General features: G+C 61.6%; 23 protein-coding genes. 11 read left to right on the top strand and 12 right to left on the bottom strand.

Features of this window, described 5'->3' with window-relative positions; genetic code table 11:
- Positions 1-35 precede the first annotated feature (35 nt).
- A complete protein-coding gene (locus tag ABIE62_RS07945) occupies positions 36-956 on the bottom strand; it encodes an AraC family transcriptional regulator (protein WP_354325022.1) in 921 nt (306 codons plus the stop codon).
- A 331-nt stretch (positions 957-1,287) separates the two neighbouring features.
- Between ABIE62_RS07945 and ABIE62_RS07940 the strand changes: the two genes are divergently transcribed.
- The 4 genes from ABIE62_RS07940 to ABIE62_RS07925 all read left to right on the top strand — a co-directional run bounded on the left by ABIE62_RS07940 (position 1,288) and on the right by ABIE62_RS07925 (position 6,824).
- Positions 1,288-2,331 (top strand): quinone-dependent dihydroorotate dehydrogenase, encoded by a 1,044-nt coding sequence (locus tag ABIE62_RS07940; RefSeq protein ID WP_354325021.1) that lies wholly within the window; start codon positions 1,288-1,290, stop codon positions 2,329-2,331.
- A 10-nt stretch (positions 2,332-2,341) separates the two neighbouring features.
- Positions 2,342-4,060: a gamma-glutamyltransferase gene (gene ggt, locus ABIE62_RS07935; RefSeq protein ID WP_354325019.1), complete on the top strand. Its 1,719-nt coding sequence runs from the start codon at positions 2,342-2,344 to the stop codon at positions 4,058-4,060.
- A 180-nt stretch (positions 4,061-4,240) separates the two neighbouring features.
- Positions 4,241-6,064 (top strand): AMP-dependent synthetase/ligase, encoded by a 1,824-nt coding sequence (locus ABIE62_RS07930; protein WP_354325297.1) that lies wholly within the window; start codon positions 4,241-4,243, stop codon positions 6,062-6,064.
- A 157-nt stretch (positions 6,065-6,221) separates the two neighbouring features.
- Complete coding sequence (locus ABIE62_RS07925; protein ID WP_354325017.1) at positions 6,222-6,824, top strand: J domain-containing protein; 603 nt, start codon at positions 6,222-6,224, stop codon at positions 6,822-6,824.
- Positions 6,825-6,891: 67 nt separating this feature from the next.
- Here the strand turns inward: ABIE62_RS07925 and ABIE62_RS07920 are convergent, their stop codons facing one another.
- Positions 6,892-7,254 carry a hypothetical protein gene (locus ABIE62_RS07920; RefSeq protein ID WP_354325015.1) on the bottom strand — a complete coding sequence of 121 codons (363 nt, stop codon included), beginning with the start codon at positions 7,252-7,254 and terminating at the stop codon, positions 6,892-6,894.
- Positions 7,255-7,289: 35 nt separating this feature from the next.
- Between ABIE62_RS07920 and ABIE62_RS07915 the strand changes: the two genes are divergently transcribed.
- A complete protein-coding gene (locus ABIE62_RS07915; protein WP_354325013.1) occupies positions 7,290-8,435 on the top strand; it encodes a serine hydrolase domain-containing protein in 1,146 nt (381 codons plus the stop codon).
- Positions 8,436-8,486: 51 nt separating this feature from the next.
- On the opposite strand, the gene ABIE62_RS07910 is transcribed toward ABIE62_RS07915, so the two are convergent.
- Together ABIE62_RS07910 and pdxH are read right to left on the bottom strand one after the other, a co-directional pair.
- The gene (locus ABIE62_RS07910; RefSeq protein ID WP_354325012.1) at positions 8,487-9,281 is read right to left on the bottom strand and encodes a PhzF family phenazine biosynthesis protein; all 795 of its coding nucleotides are present in this window, start codon (positions 9,279-9,281) and stop codon (positions 8,487-8,489) included.
- Positions 9,282-9,292: 11 nt separating this feature from the next.
- Positions 9,293-9,949, bottom strand: coding sequence for a pyridoxamine 5'-phosphate oxidase (pdxH, locus tag ABIE62_RS07905; RefSeq protein WP_354325010.1), 657 nt, complete (start codon positions 9,947-9,949; stop codon positions 9,293-9,295).
- Between the two features lie 140 nt (positions 9,950-10,089).
- On the opposite strand from pdxH, the gene ABIE62_RS07900 reads away from it, so the two are divergent.
- The 4 genes from ABIE62_RS07900 to ABIE62_RS07885 are packed head-to-tail and all read left to right on the top strand — an operon-like array spanning position 10,090 to position 14,339.
- Positions 10,090-11,076 (top strand): DnaJ C-terminal domain-containing protein, encoded by a 987-nt coding sequence (locus ABIE62_RS07900; RefSeq protein ID WP_354325008.1) that lies wholly within the window; start codon positions 10,090-10,092, stop codon positions 11,074-11,076.
- 27 nt (positions 11,077-11,103) lie between these two features.
- Positions 11,104-11,982 carry a YihY/virulence factor BrkB family protein gene (locus ABIE62_RS07895; RefSeq protein WP_354325006.1) on the top strand — a complete coding sequence of 293 codons (879 nt, stop codon included), beginning with the start codon at positions 11,104-11,106 and terminating at the stop codon, positions 11,980-11,982.
- Positions 11,983-12,002: 20 nt separating this feature from the next.
- Complete coding sequence (fabI, locus tag ABIE62_RS07890; protein WP_354325295.1) at positions 12,003-12,809, top strand: enoyl-ACP reductase FabI; 807 nt, start codon at positions 12,003-12,005, stop codon at positions 12,807-12,809.
- Positions 12,810-12,863: 54 nt separating this feature from the next.
- Positions 12,864-14,339: an LTA synthase family protein gene (locus tag ABIE62_RS07885; RefSeq protein ID WP_354325005.1), complete on the top strand. Its 1,476-nt coding sequence runs from the start codon at positions 12,864-12,866 to the stop codon at positions 14,337-14,339.
- A 12-nt stretch (positions 14,340-14,351) separates the two neighbouring features.
- Here ABIE62_RS07885 and ABIE62_RS07880 read toward each other — a convergent pair whose 3' ends face one another.
- Positions 14,352-15,116, bottom strand: coding sequence for an SDR family NAD(P)-dependent oxidoreductase (locus ABIE62_RS07880; protein ID WP_354325003.1), 765 nt, complete (start codon positions 15,114-15,116; stop codon positions 14,352-14,354).
- A 111-nt stretch (positions 15,117-15,227) separates the two neighbouring features.
- On the opposite strand from ABIE62_RS07880, the gene ABIE62_RS07875 reads away from it, so the two are divergent.
- Positions 15,228-15,830, top strand: a complete 603-nt coding sequence (locus ABIE62_RS07875; protein ID WP_354325001.1) for a sterol desaturase family protein — start codon at positions 15,228-15,230, stop codon at positions 15,828-15,830.
- Positions 15,831-15,915: 85 nt separating this feature from the next.
- Here ABIE62_RS07875 and ABIE62_RS07870 read toward each other — a convergent pair whose 3' ends face one another.
- The 5 genes from ABIE62_RS07870 to ABIE62_RS07850 all read right to left on the bottom strand — a co-directional run bounded on the left by ABIE62_RS07870 (position 15,916) and on the right by ABIE62_RS07850 (position 21,251).
- On the bottom strand, positions 15,916-17,109 hold the full coding sequence (locus tag ABIE62_RS07870; protein ID WP_354325000.1) for a glycosyltransferase family 4 protein: 1,194 nt from the start codon (positions 17,107-17,109) through the stop codon (positions 15,916-15,918).
- Complete coding sequence (locus ABIE62_RS07865) at positions 17,106-18,683, bottom strand: capsular polysaccharide export protein, LipB/KpsS family (RefSeq protein ID WP_354324998.1); 1,578 nt, start codon at positions 18,681-18,683, stop codon at positions 17,106-17,108. Before ABIE62_RS07865 ends, ABIE62_RS07870 begins: the two co-directional genes overlap by 4 nt.
- Positions 18,684-18,751: 68 nt before the next feature.
- Positions 18,752-19,360, bottom strand: coding sequence for a histidine phosphatase family protein (locus ABIE62_RS07860; RefSeq protein WP_354324996.1), 609 nt, complete (start codon positions 19,358-19,360; stop codon positions 18,752-18,754).
- Positions 19,361-19,402: 42 nt separating this feature from the next.
- Positions 19,403-20,245 (bottom strand): 3-deoxy-manno-octulosonate cytidylyltransferase, encoded by an 843-nt coding sequence (locus ABIE62_RS07855; RefSeq protein ID WP_354324994.1) that lies wholly within the window; start codon positions 20,243-20,245, stop codon positions 19,403-19,405.
- A gap of 49 nt (positions 20,246-20,294) precedes the next feature.
- The gene (locus ABIE62_RS07850) at positions 20,295-21,251 is read right to left on the bottom strand and encodes a KpsF/GutQ family sugar-phosphate isomerase (protein ID WP_354324992.1); all 957 of its coding nucleotides are present in this window, start codon (positions 21,249-21,251) and stop codon (positions 20,295-20,297) included.
- 206 nt (positions 21,252-21,457) lie between these two features.
- On the opposite strand from ABIE62_RS07850, the gene kdsA reads away from it, so the two are divergent.
- Positions 21,458-22,294, top strand: coding sequence for a 3-deoxy-8-phosphooctulonate synthase (gene kdsA, locus ABIE62_RS07845; RefSeq protein ID WP_354324990.1), 837 nt, complete (start codon positions 21,458-21,460; stop codon positions 22,292-22,294).
- Positions 22,295-22,331: 37 nt separating this feature from the next.
- On the opposite strand, the gene ABIE62_RS07840 is transcribed toward kdsA, so the two are convergent.
- Positions 22,332-22,667: a hypothetical protein gene (locus ABIE62_RS07840; RefSeq protein WP_354324989.1), complete on the bottom strand. Its 336-nt coding sequence runs from the start codon at positions 22,665-22,667 to the stop codon at positions 22,332-22,334.
- A 1-nt stretch (position 22,668) separates the two neighbouring features.
- Positions 22,669-23,808, bottom strand: a complete 1,140-nt coding sequence (locus ABIE62_RS07835) for a polysaccharide biosynthesis/export family protein (RefSeq protein ID WP_354324987.1) — start codon at positions 23,806-23,808, stop codon at positions 22,669-22,671.
- Positions 23,809-23,842: the final 34 nt, after the last annotated feature.

Genomic DNA, 23,842 nt, shown 5'->3' with positions numbered 1-23,842 from the left:
AATTTCATCGGTGTAAAGAATGCAGCCCTGCGCGACTAGCCCCCCAGTTCGCGCAGGTTCCTCGAATTGATCATCTCGGCAAGATAGGGCGTTTCCCGATCGTTCAGCCGAGCCGGGGTGCGCCCGACGAAATGGGTGATTTCGCGGATCATGTGCGATTGATCGAAGAAAGCTTCGGCAATTTCGGCCTCGTCCTCCAGCGACAATTGCGGGGAAGAAAGCAGCGCGGCGACCCGCAATGCGCGGTATTTGCGCGCCAGTGCCCGGGGCGGCAGGCCAAAATAACGTTCGACTAGGCGCTGCACCTGTCGTGTGGAATAGCCAGCAGTCCCGTTCAGCGCGCTGACTTCCGGATTGAACCCGGCACTGAGCCAGCGCCCCACCGCGATGATGAGTTCAAGATGGCGCGGATTGACCGGGCGTATCCGACCTTCGATGAAGGAGCCGATCGCCAGAGCGCATTCCTGTCCCGTCATTGTGCCTGCGCGATATGCACCAAGCAACTGCACACCAAGCGCATCGATTTCCGGCCCAAGCACCGGTCCAGCAGGCAACAGCCGGTCACGGTGCCTCCCGGCATGAAGCCCGGTCAGCGCCGCCCAGCCAAGCGGGGTCAGCGCCGCGCCAACAGCGTGGAATGGCCCATCAATCACAATCGCCACCGCGCGCGAAAGCGGGGTGAGCAGCCCAACGGCATGATTGGGGTCGCGGTTCCCGTCGGCAAAATGCAATTCACCCGTGCCATGCGGGAACAAGCACAGATGACCGACCGAGGCTGGCTGAATGTCGCGGATCACCGGTTCATCGCAGCGGAAATGATACAGGGTGGTGACGTACGGCGCGATGGATTGCGATGGCGCGATGTAATCGATCGTAATCAGCGCCGCTGGCGTAAGGCGCGGCGGATCAACCGTGACCCTTTCGGATAATTGAGCGGGAGGAAAGATCGCGTCCATAACTTACCCAACCCACTATTACTGCATTTGTTTCCGCAGTCAAAAGTGAGATGGTCAAAAAAAGGCGGCGCTCCGTAAGGAACGCCGCCTATGAAAGTTGAGGAACTCTTTGCAATGATGCTCCGAGCCCTTCGGGTCGCAAGAATTGCCTTAGACTACGAATCGCCTGCGGGATTGTATGTAAGCGACAAAAAAATGTATCGGCTGGCAAGGTAACATATTACAAGATTGTCATATTCTGCCAAAACCGCCTGGGATCAGGCGTTAAAGCGTGAAGGTGTATTGTTCAGGTGCTCGACACCTGCCGCACACTGCCATAGGCGCGATTCCCATGCTGTTTCATTTGCTCAAGCCCGCCATGTTCGCGTTCGATCCGGAAACCGGACACCGATTGGCGATTCGCGCGCTTTGCGCGCTGCCGCTTCGCACGCCAAAGCCTGCCCCTGATGGGCTGGCGATTACGGTTGCGGGGCTCACTTTCCCCAATCCGGTCGGCGTCGCGGCGGGGTTCGATAAGGATGCCGAGGTGCCCGATGCGCTGCTCGGCCTCGGTTTCGGGTTCGCCGAAGTCGGCTCGATCACACCGCTGCCGCAGGTGGGCAACCCCAAACCGCGGCTGTTCCGCTTGGTTGAAGACAAGGCCGTCATCAACCGCATGGGGTTCAACAATGCTGGCGGCGCAGCGGCGCTTGAACGGCTGCGCACGCGCGCGGCACGGCCCGGCATTGTCGGGGTCAATATCGGGGCCAACAAGGATTCGCCGGATCGCATTGCTGATTACGCGGTGATGGCGAAAATGATGGCCCCGTTCGCAAGCTATCTGTGCGTCAATATCTCCAGCCCGAACACGCCGGGCCTGCGCGCCTTGCAGGATGAAGCCGCGCTGACCGCGCTGATCGATGCGGTGATCGCCGCGCGGGCCGAGGCGAAGTGTGACGCGCCCCCGCCGATCTTCCTCAAGGTCGCGCCCGATCTGGAGCCTGCGGATATCGACGCGATTGCGCGGATCGCCATCGACAAGCAGCTGGGCGCGCTGGTGGTTTCCAACACCACGATCTCGCGGCCCGCCTTGCGATCACACCACGCGGGTGAGGCAGGCGGGCTGTCGGGTGAGCCGCTGCGCGATCTGGCGGTGCAACGGCTGCGCGATTTTCGCAAGGCGACCGGCGGCGCAATCCCGCTGGTGGGCGTGGGCGGCATCGCCAGCGCGCAGCACGCGTGGGAGCGTATTCGCGCAGGGGCCAGCCTGGTGCAGCTCTATTCGGCGATGGTCTATGAAGGGCCGGGGCTTGGCGCGCGGATCGTGCGCGGGTTGGAGGTTCTGATGCGGCGCGATGGCTTCACTAGCATTGCCGAAGCGGTGGGAAGCGAATAGCGAGCGTTTCATGCGTTTGTTTCATCATCTGATCGCCCCGCTGGCTCTTGCCGCTGCAGCCTGCACCGCCACACCCGCTCCGCAAACCGCTGCTGCGGTTCCGATCCCCGCAGGCGCGGTCAGCAGCGCCGATCCGCGCGCGACGGCAGCGGGGGAGGCTATCCTTGCGCAAGGGGGATCGGCGGTTGATGCAGGCATCGCGGTGATGCTGGCACTGACCGTGGTCGAACCGCAAAGCTCGGGCATCGGCGGGGGCGGGTTCATGCTGCGCGCTGACGGCGAATCCGGCGCACTGACCACTTTCGACGGGCGTGAGACTGCGCCTGCCGCCGCCACGGGCAACCGCTTCCTTGACGCCGATGGGAAGGTGCTGCCGCGCGAAATCCGCGTGTTTTCGGGCCTCAGCGTCGGGGTGCCTGGCAACATCGCGCTCGCCGCCGAGGCCCATGCGAAACACGGCACGCTGCCCTGGGCCGCGCTGTTCGAGCCCGCGATTGCGCTGGCCCGCGACGGCTTCACCGTGAACCGGCGGTTGCACGAATCACTAGCCGCGAACAAGGGCCGAGCGGACAAGACCGCTGCTGCGCGCGCGGTGTTTTTCGGCGCCGATGGCGAACCGCTGCCGATTGGCGCGACGGTGCGTGTGCCTGCGCTGGCCGATACGCTGGAGACGCTCGCCAAGGCCGGGCCAGAGGCGATGTATGGTGACAGCGCCGCCGCCGCGCTCGCCAGCTACGTGGCGGGCGAAACCCCGCAGGACGGGCGCATAACGCCTGCCGATATCACCGCCTATCAGGCGAAAGAACGCGCCCCGGTATGCGCACCATACCGTGTTTACCGGGTATGCGGGATGGGGCCGCCGTCGTCCGGCGGGGTCGCGGTGGCGCAGATGCTCGCGCAGCTCGAAGGCTTTGATCTGGCCGCGCTTGGCCCGGACAATCCGCAATTCTGGCATCTGTTCGTTGAAAGCCAGCGGCTCGCCTATGCTGATCGCGAGCTGTATTCGGGCGACACCGATTTCGTCGAAGTCCCTGTCGCTGGGCTGGTCGATGCGGGCTACCTCAAACAGCGTGCAATGCTGATTTCCCCTGACACCGCGCTGGCCAAGGCCGAGGCAGGCGTGCCGCCCGGTGCGCCGCTGGCACGCGGTGACGGGCCGGAGGAACCGGAAAATGGCACCACCCATTTCGCGATTGTTGACGGTGCCGGCAACGCCATCAGCTACACCTCAACCGTCGAAGGCGCGTTCGGATCGGGGCTGTATTGGCGCGGGTTTTATCTCAACAACGAACTCACCGATTTCACCCTCACCCCCGAAGCTGATGGCAAGCCGGTCGCCAACCGGGTCGAAGGCGGAAAGCGCCCGCGTTCGTCGATGGCGCCGACAATCGTCTATGATGCCGATGGCCGGATTGTGCTGGTGATCGGCGCGGCGGGCGGCCCGACGATCCCGGTGCAGGTTGCCCGCTCGATCATCGGCGTGGTGGATTTCGGCCTGTCAGCGGAAAGTGCGCTGGGCCTGCCGTTCATCATGAGCTTTGGCGATAGCGTGTTGATCGAGGGTGGCACCGCGCTCGAAGGCATGGAGGCCGCGCTCAAGGCGCTTGGCCATGCCAGCATCCGCACAGGCGCGCCGCCGCTCAAGGCCAATGCCCTGCGGCTGTTGCCCGGTGGCGGGTGGGAAGTGGCGGTGGACCCGCGCCTGCAAAGCAAGCTGGCCTATGAATAGCATTTGAGCACATCGCTGCGCACACCGCTTGCCGCTCCCGCAATCAGCTTCTAATCTGCGGCTTCACGGGGACGCACATGAACCCCGAATAATATTCGAAGGGATCAGGAGCCTTTGCCAGAGCATTCTCCAACTCAGCTTCACGCTGCCCGCGCGGTGGTGAACCCTGCGGATAACCAGCTGTTGCAGGATATCGATGGGGCGCAGAACCTCGTCGAGCTGTTCCTCAAACGCGCCGACGCCAAGGGCGATGCGCCGTTTCTGGGCCACAAGGCGGGCGGGCAATGGATAACCCAAAGCTGGCGTTCCGCGGCAGAGCAGGTGTGCCTGCTGGCGGAAAGCCTGCGCGCCATGGGGTTGAACGATGGCGACCGGGTGGCGCTGGTTTCGGAAAACCGGCCCGAATGGTGCATCGCTGACCTCGCCATCATGGCCGCCGGGTGCATCACCGTGCCGACCTACACCACCAACACCCGCCGCGATCACGCGCATATCCTCGATAATTCAGGCGCGAGGGCGGTGTTCGTTTCGAACGAAAAACTGCTCGCCCCAGTGGTTGGCGCGATCGGTCAGACCGGATTGGCCGAACACGTTATCGGGATTGAGGATCTCAAACGCCAGCAATCGAGCAGCTTTGAATATCACGATTGGGCGGCGCTGATTTCCGGCGATGCGGCTGCGGCGCGCGCGGCGGTGGACGCGCGCATTGCCGGCATTCAGCGCGATGACACAGCCTGCCTGATATATACCAGCGGCACCGGCGGCGCACCACGCGGGGTGATGCAGCACCACGGCGCGATTTTGTGCAATGTCGCAGGCGCTGCCGAGGTTTTAATCGAAGATTTCGGCATCACCGACGAACGCTTCCTGTCGTTTCTGCCGCTGTCGCACGCCTATGAACATTCGGGCGGGCAATATCTGCCGATCGGGGTCGGCGCGGAAATCTTCTATTCGGAAGGGCTGGAAAAGCTCGCATCGAATATCGAGGAAACGCGCCCCACCATCATGGTAGTCGTCCCGCGCCTGTTCGAAGTGTTGCGCACCCGGATCATGAAACAGGTCGAAAAACAGGGCAAAGTCGCCAATTTCATGATGGACAGCGCGCTCAGGATCGCTGGCAAAGCCACAGAGGGCAAAAAGCGCCTGCGTGACAAGCCGGTCGATTTCCTCGTCGAAAAAACCCTGCGCCCCAAGATTCGCGCCAAGTTTGGCGGGCGGATCAAGGCGATGGTATCAGGCGGCGCGCCGCTCAATCCCGAAGTCGGCAATTTCTTCGATGCGATGGGCCTCACCATGCTGCAAGGCTACGGCCAGACCGAAGCCGGGCCGGTGATCAGCTGCAACCGTCCGGCGGCCGGCCTCAAGATGGACACCGTCGGCCCGCCGCTCAGGGGCGTGGAAGTGCGCATTGCCGAAGATGGCGAGATTCTGGTGCGCGGCGAGTTGGTGATGCACGGCTATTGGCGCAACGAGGCGGAAACCGCGCGCACGCTGCAACCCGATCCGGAGGATCAAAACGGGAGACCCTGGCTGCATACCGGCGATATCGGCCATTTCGACCACAAGGGCCGGATCGTCATCACTGATCGCAAGAAGGACATGATCGTCAACGACAAGGGCGACAATATCGCCCCGCAAAAGGTTGAGGGGATGCTGACGCTCCAGCCCGAAATCGCGCAGGCGATGGTGAGCGGGGACAAGCGGCCTTACGTGGTCGGGCTGATTGTGCCCGATGCCGAATGGGCGCTTGAATGGGCGCGTGAGAATGACGAGAAATTCGATTTGAAAGCGTTGCAGGAACTGCCCGCCTTCAAAAACGCAGTGCGCGCCGCAGTCGATCGCACCAATGCCGATCTGTCGGTGATCGAAAAAGTGCGTCAATTCGCGTTTGCGGATGAAGCATTCTCGATCGAAAACGAGGAAATGACGCCGAGCATGAAGATCAGGCGCCACAAGATCCGTGAGCGGTATCAGGAACGGATCGACGGGCTGTATCGGGGGTAAGGGGCTAACCCGCGGCCATTTTCCAGCCTCTCAAACGGTTCCGCCGTGCAGTGGCCAGCAAAGATGATAAGCGTCTTGCGTCCGCATGGCCGCGTTGCGATACTGTTCGGGCATTTTACTCGCTGACAGTCGAGTAGGGCACCGGGGGGTATCGAGAATGACGACTGATCAAGGCTTTGTTGATTTCTACGCGGTTCTTCATGTGCACCCCAGATGCGATCTGCAAACGCTGGAAACTGCATATCGCAATCTGGCGAAGCGATACCATCCCGATCATCCCGAAACCGCCGATACCGACAAATTACGGGACGTTCTGGAAGCATACAGAGCATTGAAAAACCCCGACGATCGGGCAAAGTATGACGATGAATATGCTGCGAAAATCGGTTTCCCCTTTGCGGAAAGTGAATTCAGCGCAGAAGGAGAGCAGCTCGCGCTTTCGGATGGCGAAGCCCACGAAAAACTATTGATGCACCTATATCGTCGCAGGCGTAGTTTTGCCCAGGATGCGGGCGTTGGGCAATATTCATTGCAAAAACTTGTCGGATGTTCCGACGAAGCGTTTGATTTTCACATCTGGTATCTGAAAGAAAAAGGATTGATCAGTTATACTGAGGAGGGAACCATCGCAATAACGATCAAGGGCGTTGATCATACAATATCAATGTCTCAGGTTCACCGCCAAGAGAAGCTGCGAATATCCGGATCCACAACCATGAATGGCGGCGCCGATGTGAATACTGACCCGCCGTCTGATTAATGGGATCGGGTTCTGAACCTGCATTTGAAATCCGCTTGAATGCCGGTGAGGTTGAATCGGTGGGGACTTACTCCTCCCACTTCTCCAGCACACAGCCATAGCCTTTGCGGTAGGTCGCGGTTGCATCGGCCACCAATGGGAAACGCGCGGTCACGCTTTGGGTCGCCGGGTCATCCGACAGCGTCACCGCCTCCATCCCCGCCAGCTTGTCCTTGGTGCAATCATCAAGGCTGCGCCCGGCAACGAACCGGCACGAACAGGCGACCCGCGCCGAATAGGCCGACGCGATGCTGCCATAACCGTTGATCGGTTCGCGAAACGCCCACACCGCCGCGCCCAGCGCCGCAACAATCAACACCAGCAGCCACAGCCCCGCGCGCAGGCCGAAGCGCGCGCCGCGCTTGCCGGTCGGGGAAGGTGATTTCGCCATTGCCAAGCCTTTACACATCGGGAATTGAAGGTGCGATGACCCTGAACAAACGAAGCCATAACCGCGCGCACCTGATCGCGCCAGTGCTGCTGATACTGAGCGGATGCACCGCCGCGCCGCCTGCCGAAGCGCCGCTGTCCGAGGCCGCGCTGGCCGCTGTGACCGATGATGCGGGGGCGCCCAAGGATCAGCTCGCCCGGCAGATCGACGATCTGTTCACGATGGAGGGGCTGGGCGAAACCCGCGCGGTGGTGGTGATGGCAAACGGTAAACTCGCCGCCGAACGCTATGGTCCGGGCTATGATAAGGACACCCGTTTTATCAGCTGGTCGATGGCCAAGACGATAACCGGGGTGCTGATCGGGATGTTGATCGCCGATGGCAAGTTGAGCCTTGATGAGCCCGCCCCGGTCGCCCTGTGGCAACGCCCCGGCGATCCCCGCGCCGAAATTACCTTGCGCCACCTGCTGCAAATGCGCAGCGGGCTGCGACACACCGAAGCGGGCGATCCACCCTATGAAAGCAGCGAAGTGCGGATGCTGTTTCTTGACGGTCGCGACGACATGGCGCGCTGGGCAAGCGAACAGCCGCTTGAGGCCGAACCGGGCGAAAAGTTCGAATATTCGTCGAACACCAGCGTGATCCTCGCCGATATTGCCGCGCGCGCGCTGACGGATAGCGACGCACCCGATGCCCGGCGGCAGGCGGTGGCGGATTATCTGCAAGTGCGGCTGTTCGGCCCGCTGGGCATGGCCAGCATGGTGCCCGAATTCGATGCATCAGGCACGATGATCGGCGGCAGCCTGATGCACGCCAGCGCGCGCGACTGGGCCAAATTCGGGGAATTTCTGCGGTTGAAAGGCCGCACGCCCAGTGGTGAACAACTGGTGCCGCAACGCTGGGTCGAAGCAATGGTGGCCCCCAGCCCCGCCAGCCCGCATTATGGGTTCCAGACCTGGCTCAACCGCCCGATTCCCGGCGCTGAGCCCGGCCAGCATCCACTGTTCCCAACCCGCGCGCCGACAAGACTGTTTTCGCTGATCGGGCATATGGGGCAATATGTGCTGGTTTCTCCCGAACAGCGCGTGACGCTGGTGCGGCTCGGCCATTCGGACAGTGCGCAGCGCCCGCCGATGCTGCAACAGGCGGCCGATGTGCTGGATTTGTATTCGGTGAGATAAAGCAGCGCGCTCCCGCGCAGGGGCGCGGGGGATCGCGAAATAGTTGGTTGGCTAGAGGTAGAAGGTTCCCTTAACCACAGTGACGCACGGCCCGCCGAGCCATGCGCGGTTCCCGTCCTTGCGGCAGGTCAGATCGCCGCCGCGCGTGCTCGCCTGATGCGCGGTGAAGCTATCGCGGCCCAGCTTTTCGGCCCAGAACGGGGTGAGCACGGCGTGGGCCGCGCCGGTCACAGGGTCTTCATCCACCCCGCCGCCGGGGACGAACACGCGGCTGACAATATCTGTGCGCTGCCCCGGAGCAGTGCAGACGAACAGATTATTGCCCAGCTTTGCAAGCCCGCGCAGGTCAGGCTCCAACGCCCGAATCGTCGCCTCGTCGGGATAGAGGAACAGGTCATAACCCTGCGGATTGCGCCATGTCTCCAGCGGCGCTGCGCCAAGCAAAGCGGCAGCTTCTGGCCATGCACCGGGGGTCGTCGCAATGCAGGGTAGCCCCACTTCATACGCACCATTTGCGCGGCGCACTTCGAGGATGCCTGATTGACGGGTGCGGAAAGTGACCTGTTCGCCGCCATCGCGGCCCAATAGCACATGCCCGCTCGCCAGTGTCGCATGGCCGCACAGTCTCACCTCTTCGGCGGGCGTACACCAGCGCAATTCCCAGTCCGCCGCACCGGTCGTATCGCGCACCACGAAGGCGGTTTCGGCAAACAGGTTTTCCGCCGCGATCGCAATCAGCACATCATCATGCAGCCATTCGTCGAGCTCCATCACCGCCGCCTGATTGCCGCTAAACGGCACAGCGGAAAAGGCATCGACGTGCCAATAGGGGATCGATTGCGGCATTTGGCGGTTCCTCAGGGGTAGAGCAGCGTGTCCGACCACGGCGCATCGGCCGCAGAGCGTGTGAATTCGCGGCGATCGTGGAGGCGGTTGTCGCGATCAATCCAGAACTCGATCCGGCGGGGCGACAGCGTGAATCCCGTCCAGTGCGGCGGGCGCGGCACCTTGCCGTCGCCCTCGTGCGCGGCCCAGATTTCCTGCACGCGGGTCAAATAGGTCTGGCGGTCAGGCAGGGCACGCGATTGGTCGCTCGCCGCGCTGCCGACCTGGCTTTTGAACGGGCGCGAGTGGAAATAGGCGTCAGCAGCCTCGGGGCTGACTTCGATCAGCGGGCCTTCGATACGGATCTGGCGGCGCAGGCTTTTCCAGTGGAACAGCAGCGCGGCCTGCATATTGGCGCGGATATGCGCACCTTTGCGGCTTTCGGCGTTGGTGAAAAAGGTGAAGCCCCCGCCCGCGATCTCGCCCGCGCCGTGGCCCTTCAACAACACCATCCGCACCGAAGGCGCGCCATCCGCCGTCGCCGTGGCGAGCGCCATGGCATTGGAATCATTCGGTTCACTGGCATGGGCTGCGGCGAACCATTCGTCAAACAGCGCAAACGGATCGGCCCCGGCGGGCAGCACACTGGCGGCAAGCTGGGCATCATCAAGAGAGGGTGCGCTGGACATCGGGCTTCCTTACTATGTTGCTGCACACGGGACATAGGCACCTGCGCCCGCCGGGAAAAGGCGCGCATGGTAAATTTCGTCTGTTCGTTCGTGCGGCTCGATGCTTGCCACTTGCCACTGTTGCACCTAGCTAAATCACCATGCGCGATCCTTACAGCACACTTGGCATTGCCCGCACCGCATCCGAAGCGGACATCAAGAGCGCCTATCGCAAGCTCGCGAAGGAACTGCACCCCGATCGCAACAAGGACAAACCCAACGCGGCGGAGAGATTTTCCGACGTGACCCGCGCCTATGATCTGCTGTCCGACAAGGACAAGCGCGCGCAATATGATCGCGGCGAAATTGATGGCGAAGGCAATCCCGCCAACCCCTTTGCCGGGATGGGCGCGCGCGGCGGCCATAGAGGCGGCGGCACTTATGGTGCGGGGCCGGGCGGCGGAGATTTCGGCGGCGTTGGCCCTGATGATGTTGATCTCAGCGACCTGTTCGAAGGGCTGTTCGGCGGCAAAGCACGTCAGCAGCCGGGTGCAGGCGCGCGGCGCGGGTTTGGCCGTCAGGCTCCGCCACCACCCCCGCCGCCGCGCCGCGGGGCCGATATCCAGTACCGCCTCGCCGTTCCATTCGTCGATGCCGCCGCCGGGCGAGATCAGCGCATCACGCTGGCCGATGGCAAGGCGATCAACCTCAAACTGCCCGCCGGCGTCGATGATGGCACGATCATGCGCCTCAAGGATAAGGGGCAACTCGGGGTCGGCGGATATGGTGACGGGATCGTGATGGTCGAGGTCGGCAGCCATCCGTTCTTCCGGCGCGAAGGCGACAATATCCGCATGGATCTGCCGATCACCCTTGACGAGGCAGTGCGCGGCGCGAAGGTCAAATGCCCGACGGTCGATGGCGCGGTGATGCTGACGATCAAGCCGGGCACCAACGGCGGCACGGTTTTGCGGCTGGCGGGCAAGGGCTGGACGAAGAAGAACGGCAAGGTCGTGGATGGCAAGCCCGAACGCGGCGATCAACTGGTCACGCTCGAAATCCAGCTTCCCGCAGATCTGGCTGCGCTGGAAGAACGGCTCGACGGCTGGGTTGACACCGCCCGCCCACGGGAGAAGTTCGGCCTGTAGCGGGCCGGGCGCGCGGGCATCTATCCGGTGATCGACACCGCCCCCTTTAAACAGGCCGTGCAGGTGATCCGCCGGGTCATCACCGGCACCTTCAACGATGGCTTCATCCACGCGGGCAATCTGGCCTATCTGTCGATGCTGGCGATTTTCCCGTTCTTCATTCTGGGCGCGGCGCTGTTCGATCTGCTCGGCGGGCGCGCCAATGCCGAAGCAATGATCGCTGCGGTGACGCGGGCGCTGCCGGATTCGGTCGCCAGCGTGATCGGGCCGGTCGCCGAAGACGTGATCTATGCGCGTTCGGGCTGGTTGTTATGGCTGGGCGCAGCGGTTGGCCTGTGGACGGTATCGAGCCTGATCGAAACGATCCGCGACATCCTGCGCCGCGCCTATGACACGCCGCCGGTGCACGCGTTCTGGAAAACCCGTCTGCTGTCCGCCGGGCTGACACTGGCAGCGGTGGTGGTGTTGATGCTGTCGCTGTTCGCGCAGGTGGCAATTGGTGCGGTGCAACAGGTGATCATCGCCGCCTTGCCGCAGCTGGGTGAGGTGATTGCGCCCCTCAGACTGTCCCGGCTGCTGCCCGCATTGGGGCTGGGCGGGTCACTTTACGTGCTGTTCGTCAGACTGACCCCTGCGCAATATCGCAATTCCCGCGCGCCGCGCTGGCCCGGAGCCGCATTCACGATGCTGTGGTGGCTGGGGGTCGCCGCTGCGCTACCAGTGGTGCTGCGGCAGTTCTTCACCTATGACCTGACCTACGGCAGTCTGGCTGGCAGCATGGTTACCTTGTTGTTTTTCTGGCTCGTCGGGCTTGGGCTGGTTATTGGCGCAGAATTGAATGCGGCGTTGGCGCTGACACAGCCACACACAGCGTTTGGCGAAGAACGCGAGGAGATGACGGAATGAACGGATCAATGCCCGGTTTAATGCCCGGATTGATGCAGGCCAAGCGCGGCCTGATCATGGGGCTGGCCAATGACAAGTCGCTCGCCTGGGGCATCGCCAAAAAGCTGGCCGAACACGGCGCTGAACTGGCGTTTTCCTATCAGGGTGAAGCGCTGGCCAAGCGGGTGATCCCACTCGCCGCCGAACTGGGCAGCGATTTCACCTTTGAATGCGACGTTTCCAGCATGGAATCGCTCGATGCCGCTTTCACCGCACTGAAACAGCGGTGGGACAGCATCGACTTCGTGGTTCACGCGATCGGCTTTTCCGACAAGAACGAACTGCGCGGGCACTATGTCGACACCAGCCTCGACAATTTCCTGATGACGATGAACATTTCGGCCTATTCGCTGGTGGCGATCACCCAGCGTGCCGCCGCGATGATGCCCGAAAGCGGCGGCGCGATCCTGACGCTGAGTTACTACGGCGCGGAAAAGGTCGTGCCGCATTACAACGTCATGGGCGTGGCCAAGGCGGCGCTGGAAACCAGCGTCAAATACCTCGCCAATGATCTGGGGCCGCGCAATATCCGCGTCAACGCGATCAGCGCCGGGCCGATAAAGACGCTGGCGGCGAGCGGGATCGGCGATTTCCGCTACATCCTCAAATGGAACGAGCTGAACGCCCCACTGCGCCGCAACGTCACGATTGAGGATGTTGGCGGCGCGGCGCTCTATCTGCTGTCAGACCTCGCTTCGGGCGTCACCGGCGAGACGCATCATGTCGATGCGGGCTATCACTTGGTAGGCATGAAACAGGAAGACGCGCCGGATATTGCGCTGTCGTAAGAGAACGCAACGCTATCCAATATATTCCATCGTGATCAGCGGGGTAGCTCGCGCATGATTGAAGCCCTTTTGGCACTTGCCTTAACCTTTCCAGGCATGGCGCTGGTGGACGGGTTTGCGCGGCCGCGCAGCGTGCGGGTTTTACGCCGCCTGTCGGGCTTGTGGCTGTTGTTCTGCATCACCGCCATCGTGTTCGGCGTGCTGCTGGGGTTGAGCGGCAATCCGGCTCTCGCCGCCGCCCTGACGCTGGCTATCCACCTGCTGTTCGTATTTGCGTCTAATGCCAAGAACCGCATGCTGGGCGAACCTCTTGTTTTTACCGACTTGGCGTTGATCGGCTCGACGTTCCGCCATCCACAATTCTATTTTTCGGTGTTGGCGGCGTGGCAGAAAATTGCCGGGGTGGGTGCAGTTATTGTCTTGCTGGCCGCACTTTCATGGTTAGCCCGTCCAACCCTCACCTTGGCCATTACTGGGGCGATGGTGACTGCAATCGGGCTGGTTGCTAGCTATCTGAGTTTGCACCTTGGGCTGTTCAGCAAGCTGGCACGCAAGCCTGATGCTGCCGCAGACACCGCCGCGCTGGGCCTTCTGCCGTCCTTGACCTTATACTGGCTACGCTGGCGAGAGAGCGGCACCCGGGCCAGACTGGTTGAACATGCCCCAAGAAAGCCGGCAAATACCGAGGGGGCAGCGAACCTCATTGTGGTTGTCCAGTGCGAATCCTTCGCCGATCCAGTCGAACTCTTTGGCCGGCCCGACGATGCGCTGCCTTCACTTGAGGCCGCGCGCGCAGACGCAATACAATGGGGCAACCTGCTGGTGAGCGGATTCGGAGCCTACACCATGCGAACAGAATATGGTGTGCTGTTCGGCCGCGACGAAGCGGCATTGGGTTTCCGACACTACGACCCCTACCTGACTGCAATCGAGGATGCTCATTACGCGCTGCCGCAAAGGCTGGGGGTTGATCGCTGGCAAAGCCTGTTTGTGCATCCCCATGATATGCGCTTTTATAACCGAAACCGCATTTTGCCGTCGGCTGGCTTCGCCGAAATGATCGGCGAAGCCCATTTTGCAACCAAGTCCCGTGGCGGCGGGCGCTATGTCACGGATGAAGCGGTCGCCGACAGGATACTCGCGCTTGCAGGTGCCACTAACGATCCCACTTTCGTCTATGCCGTCACAATCGAGAACCACGGTCCATGGGCACCGCGCGGTGATGCCAAGGCCGAAGTGACGATCGCAAACTACAATCGCCTCGTGTGCGCTGGCGATAGGATGCTCGGCCAGTTGCGAGAGGGAATCGCGCAACTGGCAAGGCCTGCGATACTCGTGTTCTTTGGCGATCACAGGCCAAGCATTCCTGGCGTGAGCATCCCGGGCGGTGAGCGTCACACGCCCTATGTCATCGTGAAATTCGATGCCGAAGGGCGTATTATCACTGGATCTAACCGCAGGATAGATGTGACACCCGCGCAACTGCACCACGCGATCTTGGATCTCGAAGGCGGCCACGCCGACAGATGACCGTGCATTCGGTCAAGGCTTCAGACGCGTTAGAATATGATCCCGCAAGGCCATTGGCAGTAACCGGTCCAACGTCTGGAAAAGCGCGAATGGCCACGGTGTGACGAAGTGCCGCGCCTTGCGTTCGGCAGCATCAGCAATGCGCCGTGCAGCCTCTGCTGCTGTCAATTCAAACGGGCGGTTAGAGGAAATGGCGCGCGCAGCAGGCGTATCGATGAACCCGGGCGCGGCCAGCGTGACACTCACCCCATGTGGCTTGACCGCAAGGCGAAGCGCATCAGCGAACCGTGCCAGCCCGGCTTTCGAACCGGAATAGGCGGCAGCGAAAGGCAAGGAATGATGCGCTGCCGCTGACCCGATCAGAACGATCCGTCCATGGCCCCTTTCTGCCATCCTCGCCGCCAATGCCGCCGCCATAGCAGCGGGCGCAGTAAAATTTACCTGAGTCGCCCGCAGCACCAATTCCGGCGGCTCTACCATTGCGCCTTCCGGGCGCACATCTCCGATTCCGGCAGCGAGATACGCCACGTCGAATGGGGCGGCGCGATCTTGTTTAATCAAGATTTCGATCGCACCAGCCGTATCGCTTAAGTCGTGGCAGGTTCGTTTCGCCTTGGCCCCACGGGCCTCCACCGCCTCACATGCTTCTTTCAGCCTTGCAGGAGAGCGCCCCCAAAGGTCAAACGCAGCCCCGGCCTGGGCGTGATAAAGCGCAAGCGCACGGCCAAGACCACCCGAAGCTCCGGTGATAATAATGTTCTGAGCAGAATTTTGCATAATCGCCTCGTCACGCCTGAGCCACACCCCAGCTTTTCAGGATGGCATTTGCTAGGTTCAGCGTTCTATCCGGCTTGACAAGGTAATCGCTTTTCTGTCGAGGCCAATGATATGAATCATCAGCCCCATCAAAGTGACCGTCTCGTTTTGTTCGAAAACCGATGGCTTGAGAAATTCACGGTTATTTCCGTGGGGTGGTTTGTGGCGATCTGGGCTGTGATTGTGCCGCTGGTTGTAATGACTGCCTGGGGAACCTTATCGCCGCTGTCTGCGACCGGCCTGATGCTTACCGGATGGTTTATCTGGAGCATTTTTGAATATATCGCCCACCGCAAGCTGTTCCATTTCGACACCGACCGGCCCTGGCTTGAACGAGTCGTTTTCGTCATCCACGGCAACCACCACGTGCAACCGCGTGACGAATTGCGCAATCTCATGCCCCCAATCGTCAGCGTTCCGGTGTCGATGTCGATTTGGGCGCTGTTGTGGGCACTGGCTGGCGATGCTGGCACGTGGATGTTCGTGGGCTTCATTGGCGGTTATGTCGCCTATGATCTTACTCATTATGCGTGTCATCATTGGCCAATGCGTGGACGAGTGGGTATGTTCTTCAAACGCCATCACATGCAGCACCACTTCATAACCGGGCACGGCAATTTCGCCATCACGGCAATCTTCTGGGATTATGTGTTCGGCACGCGCGTTGTCCGGTAGGGCGTGATCAGGCACAGGGCTGATATGGGAAGAAGTCGCTGCATTTCACCGAACAACCATCGACTTGTTTCGCGGTCTTTCCGGTTCAGCCGACCGTCGATCTTATCACCCCTGCGGCGATTGCCATGTGCTCAGACCAATCCGGCGCATCCCATTGCTTGAGCCGCGCAAGCTGGGCGCGGCGCAGGGCTCCGTTTTGGGCGTAATCGAGAATGGCCTGCCGCCAACGCGGCCCATCAAGGGGGTCAAGATAATCTGGCGCAGCTCCACCTGCCTCGCGGTGCGCGGGCAAATCGCTGGCAATAACAGGTGTGCCGATAGACAGCGCCTCTGCAATCGGCATACCATATCCTTCCGCAAAAGATGGCATGAGCAAGCCGCGCGCGCCCCGCAACAGAGCGGCCAGTTCTTCATCACCGCAACTGTTCACTTCATCAACGAATGGATGGAGCGCTGGGCAACGGTCAAGAAGATCGAGGATTTGCTCATTCTCCCATCCCCTTCGGCCAATCACGACCAGACGCGGCACATCATCGGCGGGCAGTTCCTGCGCCATGCTGCGCCACAAGTGGAGGAGCATAAGGTGGTTCTTGCGCGGCTCAATCGTACCAAGGCAGACGAAAAAAGGCCTGTTGTCTTTTGGCGCCGAAGCCGGGGTTTGGGGCAAAGACTGGGTGCCGAGCAGGGCGACGTGGATCGGAGGTGAATTCGCGCCATGCGTTGCGATCCAGCGGGTCAGCGAAGCGCCGGTCGCGGCCGAGTTCACAACCACCGCATCGGAGAGCTGGGCAACGGTTTCCATCCGCGCTTCGTGCAGCGCCCGTCCGCCGGGGCGCGCGTATTCGGGATATTCGATCGGGATGAGATCGTGAACCAGGCACACGAATCGCGCTTTCTCGCGGGCGAGGATCGCGCGCTTTTTCGCGGTCTGATGCAGGTGGTGGGGGGAAACCTGAACCATAACGTCGCTCGTCCCGATCCCGCGGCGCTCCGGCATCAGGCGGGCCATCCATGGCATAACCGAAGCCAGTGACCTTTGCCCGATCCGCCCGTCCGGGACCGCCCAGCGCGCTTCGAGTTCATCAAGATAGGCAAGCGCAGACGTCTGCCCGATCCGACCGTATAACCCCGACGGGTGCACTGCCGCAAAGGCGAGGTTATCGCCGAATGTCTCCCTTAGCCCACGGGCATAGGCCATCTCGACCCGGTCCACACCCGAAGGCCGCGCGTGCCGCACCCGCGAAATAAGCCGTGAAATATCGAGCAAAACCTTCGTCATCGCCCCCCCATGCGGCGCAGCCGCACCATCGCACTTCCCTGCACGCGCCGCATCGGGCCGAGCCAGCCGAGCCGGTTGGGCATTTCCCCCGCAGCCATACGCCTCACCAGCACCTCTGGCGGACACGGCAGGCCGCTCACCGGGTCGAGATAGCGGGGATAGAGCAGAAGCACGCCAGCGACCAACTCATCCAGCGTGAGCACGCGCCCGCGCCGTTCAGGAACCACGCCGAGATCGCGCGTCAGACCCCACCCGGCATAAAATGGTGTGCCGTGGCAGATCACCTCGCGCCGCCGCAGCAACGCCTCAAAGCCCGATAGCGATGTCAGCACATGCACAGCGTCGACCTGATCGAGCAGGTCGGTGATAGACTCCTCCCGCACAATCCTGTCAGTATATTTGAGCGCCGCAGCATCGGCGACAGCGCCATTGCGATGCCCGGCATCAACATCAGGGTGGGGTCGCCACCAGAGTTCGGCGTCAGGCTCAAGCGCGCTTGCCCGGCGCAGCAATTCGAGGTTCGGGCTTATTCCTCCACCTCCGGCGCGCACCGACATGTCATCCTCGACCTGCCCGGTTATCAGAACCACACGCCGATCTTTGGCGTTGTTTGGGCGTCCTCGCCCGTCTGCGGCATGGCTCGCATACTTGCTGATCCCCGCCGCAACTATCGCATCGCGCAGCCGCGCAGCGCGTTCGAGCAGCGCTGGCGAAAAATCCGTGTGGGCAAGAATGTGCTCAAGGTCACTCGGCCTTTGCGGATCAAAATGGATCCCCCTGCGATCAACAATCACTGACAGCGGCGGAACCAGATTGCTCCCCAACCCGACAGAACGCACAAATCCGTCCTCGACCCGGACCAGCGGCACCCCCGCCTTGTGCGCCTCAGCAATCAGAGACGGGGAAATGCGCGAGGGCCAGACTGCCAGAGCAGCGCCCTCGCCCCGCGCCGCCGCCAGCGCGCGCCGGGAGCTCATGAAAATCCGCAAAGGCTTACCCGGCGACCACAGAAAGCGCCGAATTTCAGAGCGCTTCCACCAGCTAATCCCGCAGGCCGCGACCAGGCGTTCGCCCGCGCTGCCGCGATTTGCATCAATGACCCTGCGCCATTCGGCCAGCAACGCGATTGCCTCCATCGGGCCAAACCAGCCATCTGAAAACGGATCAGGCAGTGGCTGCGAGAGCGCGTGCGCCGCGCGCTGCGCCAGCATCGCGTTATTCTCGCCCGGTTCGCCGAAGCGGCCGGGCGAAAGCACCTCGACCGTGAGCCCGATCACGCTGGCGAGCGCGATCCATTCGTCTTCGCCATGCGCAATCAACCGCCGGGCGCGGGTAAGAACGCTCCACGGATCAACCGCTTCGTCCGCCTGCGCTGGCCCAAACGCAACCAACGTCTCATCGCCAACCTTGGCGCGCATTTCGACGAGTTCCGCATCTGATTGCGCACGCAACACCACGTGCGCAGAGGTGCCCGCAAATGGATCAGCCCAGAACGCGCCGCCGACCCGCGCCTCACGCAGCGCGGCAAACAGCGCGGTGCGCTGCCCTGCACTCAGCGCGAGGGAAGAGGGCATCTCTCCGTGTTTGGCAACCGCTTTGAAATTTGGAAACGGCGGCGCGCGCAACAATCCCTTGTCGCCGATCATGGGCGCGCGCCCCACTTTTCGAGCTTAAGGCTGCCATCCTCACACCGCACAATCACGCCATAACCGCCGGTCGGCAGCTTGAGCGTGGCGAGGCTCGCCGCCTGTTCAAGCAACGCCGGATCAGCAAGCAGCGCGAAGCGCGCCGCGCCGTTGCTCGTGACAAGCAGGGTCGGGCCATTGGCAGGGGGTGCGAAAAACAGTGTGCGCCACGCCGCAATCCGTGCCTCGCGGTCAACGATCCAGCCCGGCGGAGCGACAGCGCGGCTTTCCCACGCCCCTATCGCATCACTCCCGATCCGCTTGAGCACCGCGTCTTCATTCTGACCCTCGTCAGGGCCATGATCGATTTCGCGAAGAAAGTTGGCGCATTGCAGTGCGCGCGGAGATTCCTGTTGCGCAAGGATTTCTGCCGCTGTCTGTCGCGTGCGGATCAGCGGCGATGCGAATGCTTGCGCAAACGCAATCCCGCTGTCTGCGAAATGCATACCCAACGCGCGCGCCTGCGCTAACCCGGTCGCGGTCAGCGGCAAGTCAGTGCGCGCGCCGATCCGGCGTGGCAGCGTGCCTGCCTCAAAAGTATTCCCGTGGCGTACTAGGACGAACATTAAACGGGCTTGTAGCGGCTGGCCTTTCGACCGCAAGCGCGCTCAGACGGGGAACGGATCACCGAACCTCGCGATAGCGGCTTCGGCGGCAGCCAAGTCTTCGGGAGTGTCAATTCCCGACAAAGCATGACGGGGCGGTTCCACCGGGATGGTGGCGATCTGCCACCCGTGCTCGAGGAAGCGCAGCTGCTCCAACCCCTCAAGCGTTTCATAGGTGCCTGCGGGCGTCGAAACGAACCAGTCGAGCGCCACACGCGTAAAGGCGTAAAGGCCAAGATGCTGCCATACTGGTGACAGCGGTTCGCGGCGCAGTTCCGTCTCTCCGCGCATCGCAGGAAGGATCAGCTTGGAAAACCACAGAGCCTGCCCCCGCGCGTCGCGCACGCACGTGGTGCCGGAAAAGGGCGCGACGTTTTTGTGCCCGCGCAATTGGTCGAGCCGGTCCCAGTCAAGCCGATAGACTGGCGTAGCGATATCGGCTGTGCCTTGGCGCAGGGTTTCGATAAGCGCGGCGATAGTATCAGGCGGGATGAACGGCGCATCGCCCTGAATGTTGATGATGCGTTCTGGTGTATCACCGCCTTCGCATATCGCCAGCGCCGCCGCGTGCGCACGGGCGCTACCCGAGGTGAGCGCACGATCGGTCATGATAGCGCGAACGCCAAGCATGCGCGCATGGTCCATAATCCGATCATCATCGGTCGCGACCACCACATCGCAATGCCGGGCCAAATCGGCTGCGCGCCGCGCGTTGGCAACTACCCGTTCAAGCAAAGTGTGCCCCGCAAGAGCAAGCAGCGGTTTGCCGAGAAGCCGGGTCGAGCCAAAGCGCGCGGGTATGACGATAAGATCCGGAGCTGGCCGATCGGGGTCTGGAGGGGTCATCACAGGCCCAGCCTAACGCAAATTCACGAAAAACGCAGCAGTATCGCGATCACGTGATCCCGAGCCGAACGAGGTCATGAATGTGGACGATGCCGGTCAGCTTTTCATCCTCCGTGATGAACAAAACCGAAACGGCGTTATCATTCATCAATGCGAGCGCATCCACCGCCAGCATCGAATTGGATGCAGTTAGCGGCTGCGGTGTCATGTGACTAACGATGCGTTCGTCGAGATTGTGAACCGCGATGCAGCGGCGCAGATCACCATCCGTAAAGGCCCCTGCCAGCCTGCCGCCCTCATCGACGATTGCGGTGCAGCCATAACGCTTGCGGCTCATCTCGATTGTGGCGCTGCGCAGCGTCGCGTCGAGCGGGACGCTTGGCAAGGCATCCCCGGTTCCCATGACCTTTTCGAGCGTTGTCAGCCGCGCGCCCAGCAGACCGCCAGGGTGAAGAACACCGAAATTCTGCGGAGAGAAATCGCGCGCCTCGATCAATGCCACCGCCAGCGCATCTCCCATCACCATCTGCACTGTCGTTGATGAGGTGGGCGCCAGTTCGTTCGGGCAGGCCTCTCGCACTTTGGGTAAAGCAAGGCAGATGTCGGCGGCCCTGCCGATCCAGGCTTCCGGATGCGCAGTAGCAACGACCAATTTCTGGCCCGTGTGCGCACAGAAGTTCACGATGTCACTTAATTCTTGCGTCGCGCCGGACCAGGTAATCGCGAACACGACGTCGTCTGCTGACATCATACCGAGGTCGCCATGGCTGGCCTCGCCCGGGTGGAGGTAGAGTGCAGGAGTCCCGGTCGATACAAAAGTCGCTGCGATTTTGCGGGCAATATGGCCGCTCTTGCCGATCCCGGTCACAATGATCCGGCCCTTGGTCGAAGCGAACAGGTTAACAGTGCGCTCGAACGCCGTGCCAAGGTCGGTGTTGGCAAGTGCGTGCTCAAGATCCCTGAGCCCTCTGAGTTCAATCGCCAGAGTTTTCAGGGCAGCAGGCAAATGCGTTGCGATAAGCGTTTGATGCTTGCTCAAAATGACCCAACCCAGTTATATTCAAAGAGCCTTACCGATCGGCCCTTGCAGCCCATTATGTCAATCGTTTACCGCCCTAAGTGCGACCAACTGATACAAATGTCGTGTGAATCGTAGCAAGCTGCATTCGCCGTCCCATACAATCCCGCATTTGCGCAAAGGATGGCACATCAATGAAGCTGTGTTCCCGAACGATTGATGCTCATAGCCCAATCTTTCTGATTGCCGGACCGTGCGTGATCGAGAGCGAGACGCACGCACTTGGCGTAGCGCAAGTGCTCGCAGAAATCGCCGAGCGGCTAGGCTTGCTGCTTATCTTCAAGAGCTCATTCGATAAGGCCAACCGCTCCTCGGGAACATCTTTCCGCGGCCCAGGCCTTGAAGAGGGGCTGCGAATCCTGGAGAAAGTGCGTTCGGAAACTGGCCTGCCGGTGCTGACAGATATCCACGAGCCTGCGCAGGCCGCGCCAGTTGCGCAGGTGGTTGATGTCCTTCAAACTCCTGCCTTTCTCGCCCGCCAGACTGATTTCATTTGTGCGGTCGCAGCGACTGGAAAGCCGGTGAACATCAAGAAAGCGCAGTTCATGGCTCCCGCCGAAATGAGCAACGTCGTTGCCAAGGCGCGCCATACGGCAGCGCAAGCGGGGCACGAAACTGACAACTTCCTGCTGTGCGAACGCGGAACCTCATTCGGCTACAACACCTTGGTATCTGACATGCGAGGCCTGGCGATCATGGCGGAAACCGGTTGTCCGGTCGTATTCGACGCGACTCACTCCGTGCAACAACCCGGAGGGCTCGGTTCGCGTTCGGGCGGGCAGAGCGAATATGTTCCCTTGCTTGCGCGCGCGGCGGTCGCAGCCGGAGTGTCGGGGGTGTTCATGGAAACCCATCCAGACCCGGCAAACGCACTCTCCGACGGGCCCAACGCGCTCCCGCTTGAGCGTTTCGAAGGTCTGGTGCGACAGCTTCAGGCCATCGATGCGGTTGCCAAATCTGCGCTTGCCTAGAAACGGCGGGGCGGGCCTACGGCAGCGCGGCGTGCAATTACGGAGTCGAACGCAAACGATCCCCATGTTTTCGGTGCATTATTAATGCAAGGGCGAAGCACGCCGCCACCGGCCCGATGATGTCGGCATATTGATCGTAGCTGGTCCACACCCGTCCGTCGAATGCCGCCCACCACGGGGCGTTTGCGCGCAGTCCTTCGCCGAAATGCTCGATCCAGCGATATTCCGCCTGCGCAAGTTCGCGACCGACAAAATAACAGCAGGCAGCAAGGCCGCCCACCCACCAATTGCGCGTCAATATCCCAACCGCGACTTGGGCAGCCACTGCTATGATGGTGTGTTCGATCAACGCAAACGCTACCATCCCATCCATATCAATTGCCGGAACCCGAGCTGAGGTTATCAGTCAGCGTTGTTACCGTAACGATTGGCGCAAACAGTTGGCTGATCGTCTGTATCAGCTTGCGTGGCTGATTGGCAGCCGCGTTGCCGAAATACAGGACGTCGCCATCGCGCAGCGCGAATTGTTGCGCGAGAAAGTAGGTCGGCGCCTGCATCATGTTGAAATGATATACAGTTGGCTCCGTTCCGCTTGGCCCGGCATAGCGGAACAGGAATACCGCCTCGGGATCGCCGGCATCGTCGCGCGGCCCGCCTGCCATCGCTATGGCTTCAACCACGGTCATCCGCTCGCGCGGGAACGGCATCTGTTGGACCCGCCCGGTCGCCCCAAGCACCGAAAACATCAGCGGCTCGGGCAGTATCGTGAGCCGGTCGCCAGGATAGGCGCGCAGGCTGCGATAGGGGCCGGTCATCACGTCCCCCAGTCGCAAGCGAGCCACATTCTCGCCCCGTTCGACTTGCAGAACCAACGCGCGCGGCTCACCGCGATACCCCCCGGAAAGCGCGATGATGTCGGCCAGGCTTTCGCGATTGGTCTGAAGCACCAATCGCCCAGGCCGTGTCACTTCGCCGCCGACAATGATCGAGTTACCGATCACTTCCTGGCGATTGATCAGAACCTGAGGGTCTTGCGAAAGATTGCGCAGCGCGCGGCGGATCTGGCCTTGAACTTCAAGAATTGTCCTGCCTGCAACCGCTACGCGGCCAACATAGGGAACGTCGATATGGCCCGTATCATCCACGCGGCGCGGGGGTAGGGTGTGCGCTTTGACCGATGGATCAAATCCGCCTGCTCCCGCCACGGACGAGGGGGCGTCGCCGCTGAACAGAGACACGCCAGCCTCAAAAACCGTGATCAACAAAACATCGCCGGCACCGATAAGATCGGAGGGTGGGGCCTCAAGGTCGGGCAATTGCCATTCGGCCGGTGCAACCACGGGCGGGATTGCAGCTACTGAATTGACCGGAACGATTGCAATGTTAAGCCCGGTCTCCCCGGCCTCGACCACGGACTGTTCAATTTGGCTGCCGGTCGGGCCGCTGGAGGGAAGGGTCGCGCAAGCGCTGAGCGAAGCCAGCACAAGCGAGCAGAGCGGGAGTTTCAGATTCATCGTGTGTTTTTGCCAAGTTTGCTTATGGAGCGCT

This window comes from Porphyrobacter sp. MBR-155 (assembly GCF_040547625.1).
GTDB lineage: Bacteria > Pseudomonadota > Alphaproteobacteria > Sphingomonadales > Sphingomonadaceae > Erythrobacter.
Note: the sequence above shows the minus strand (reverse complement) of the source record. Positions and strands in the feature narration are given on the sequence as shown.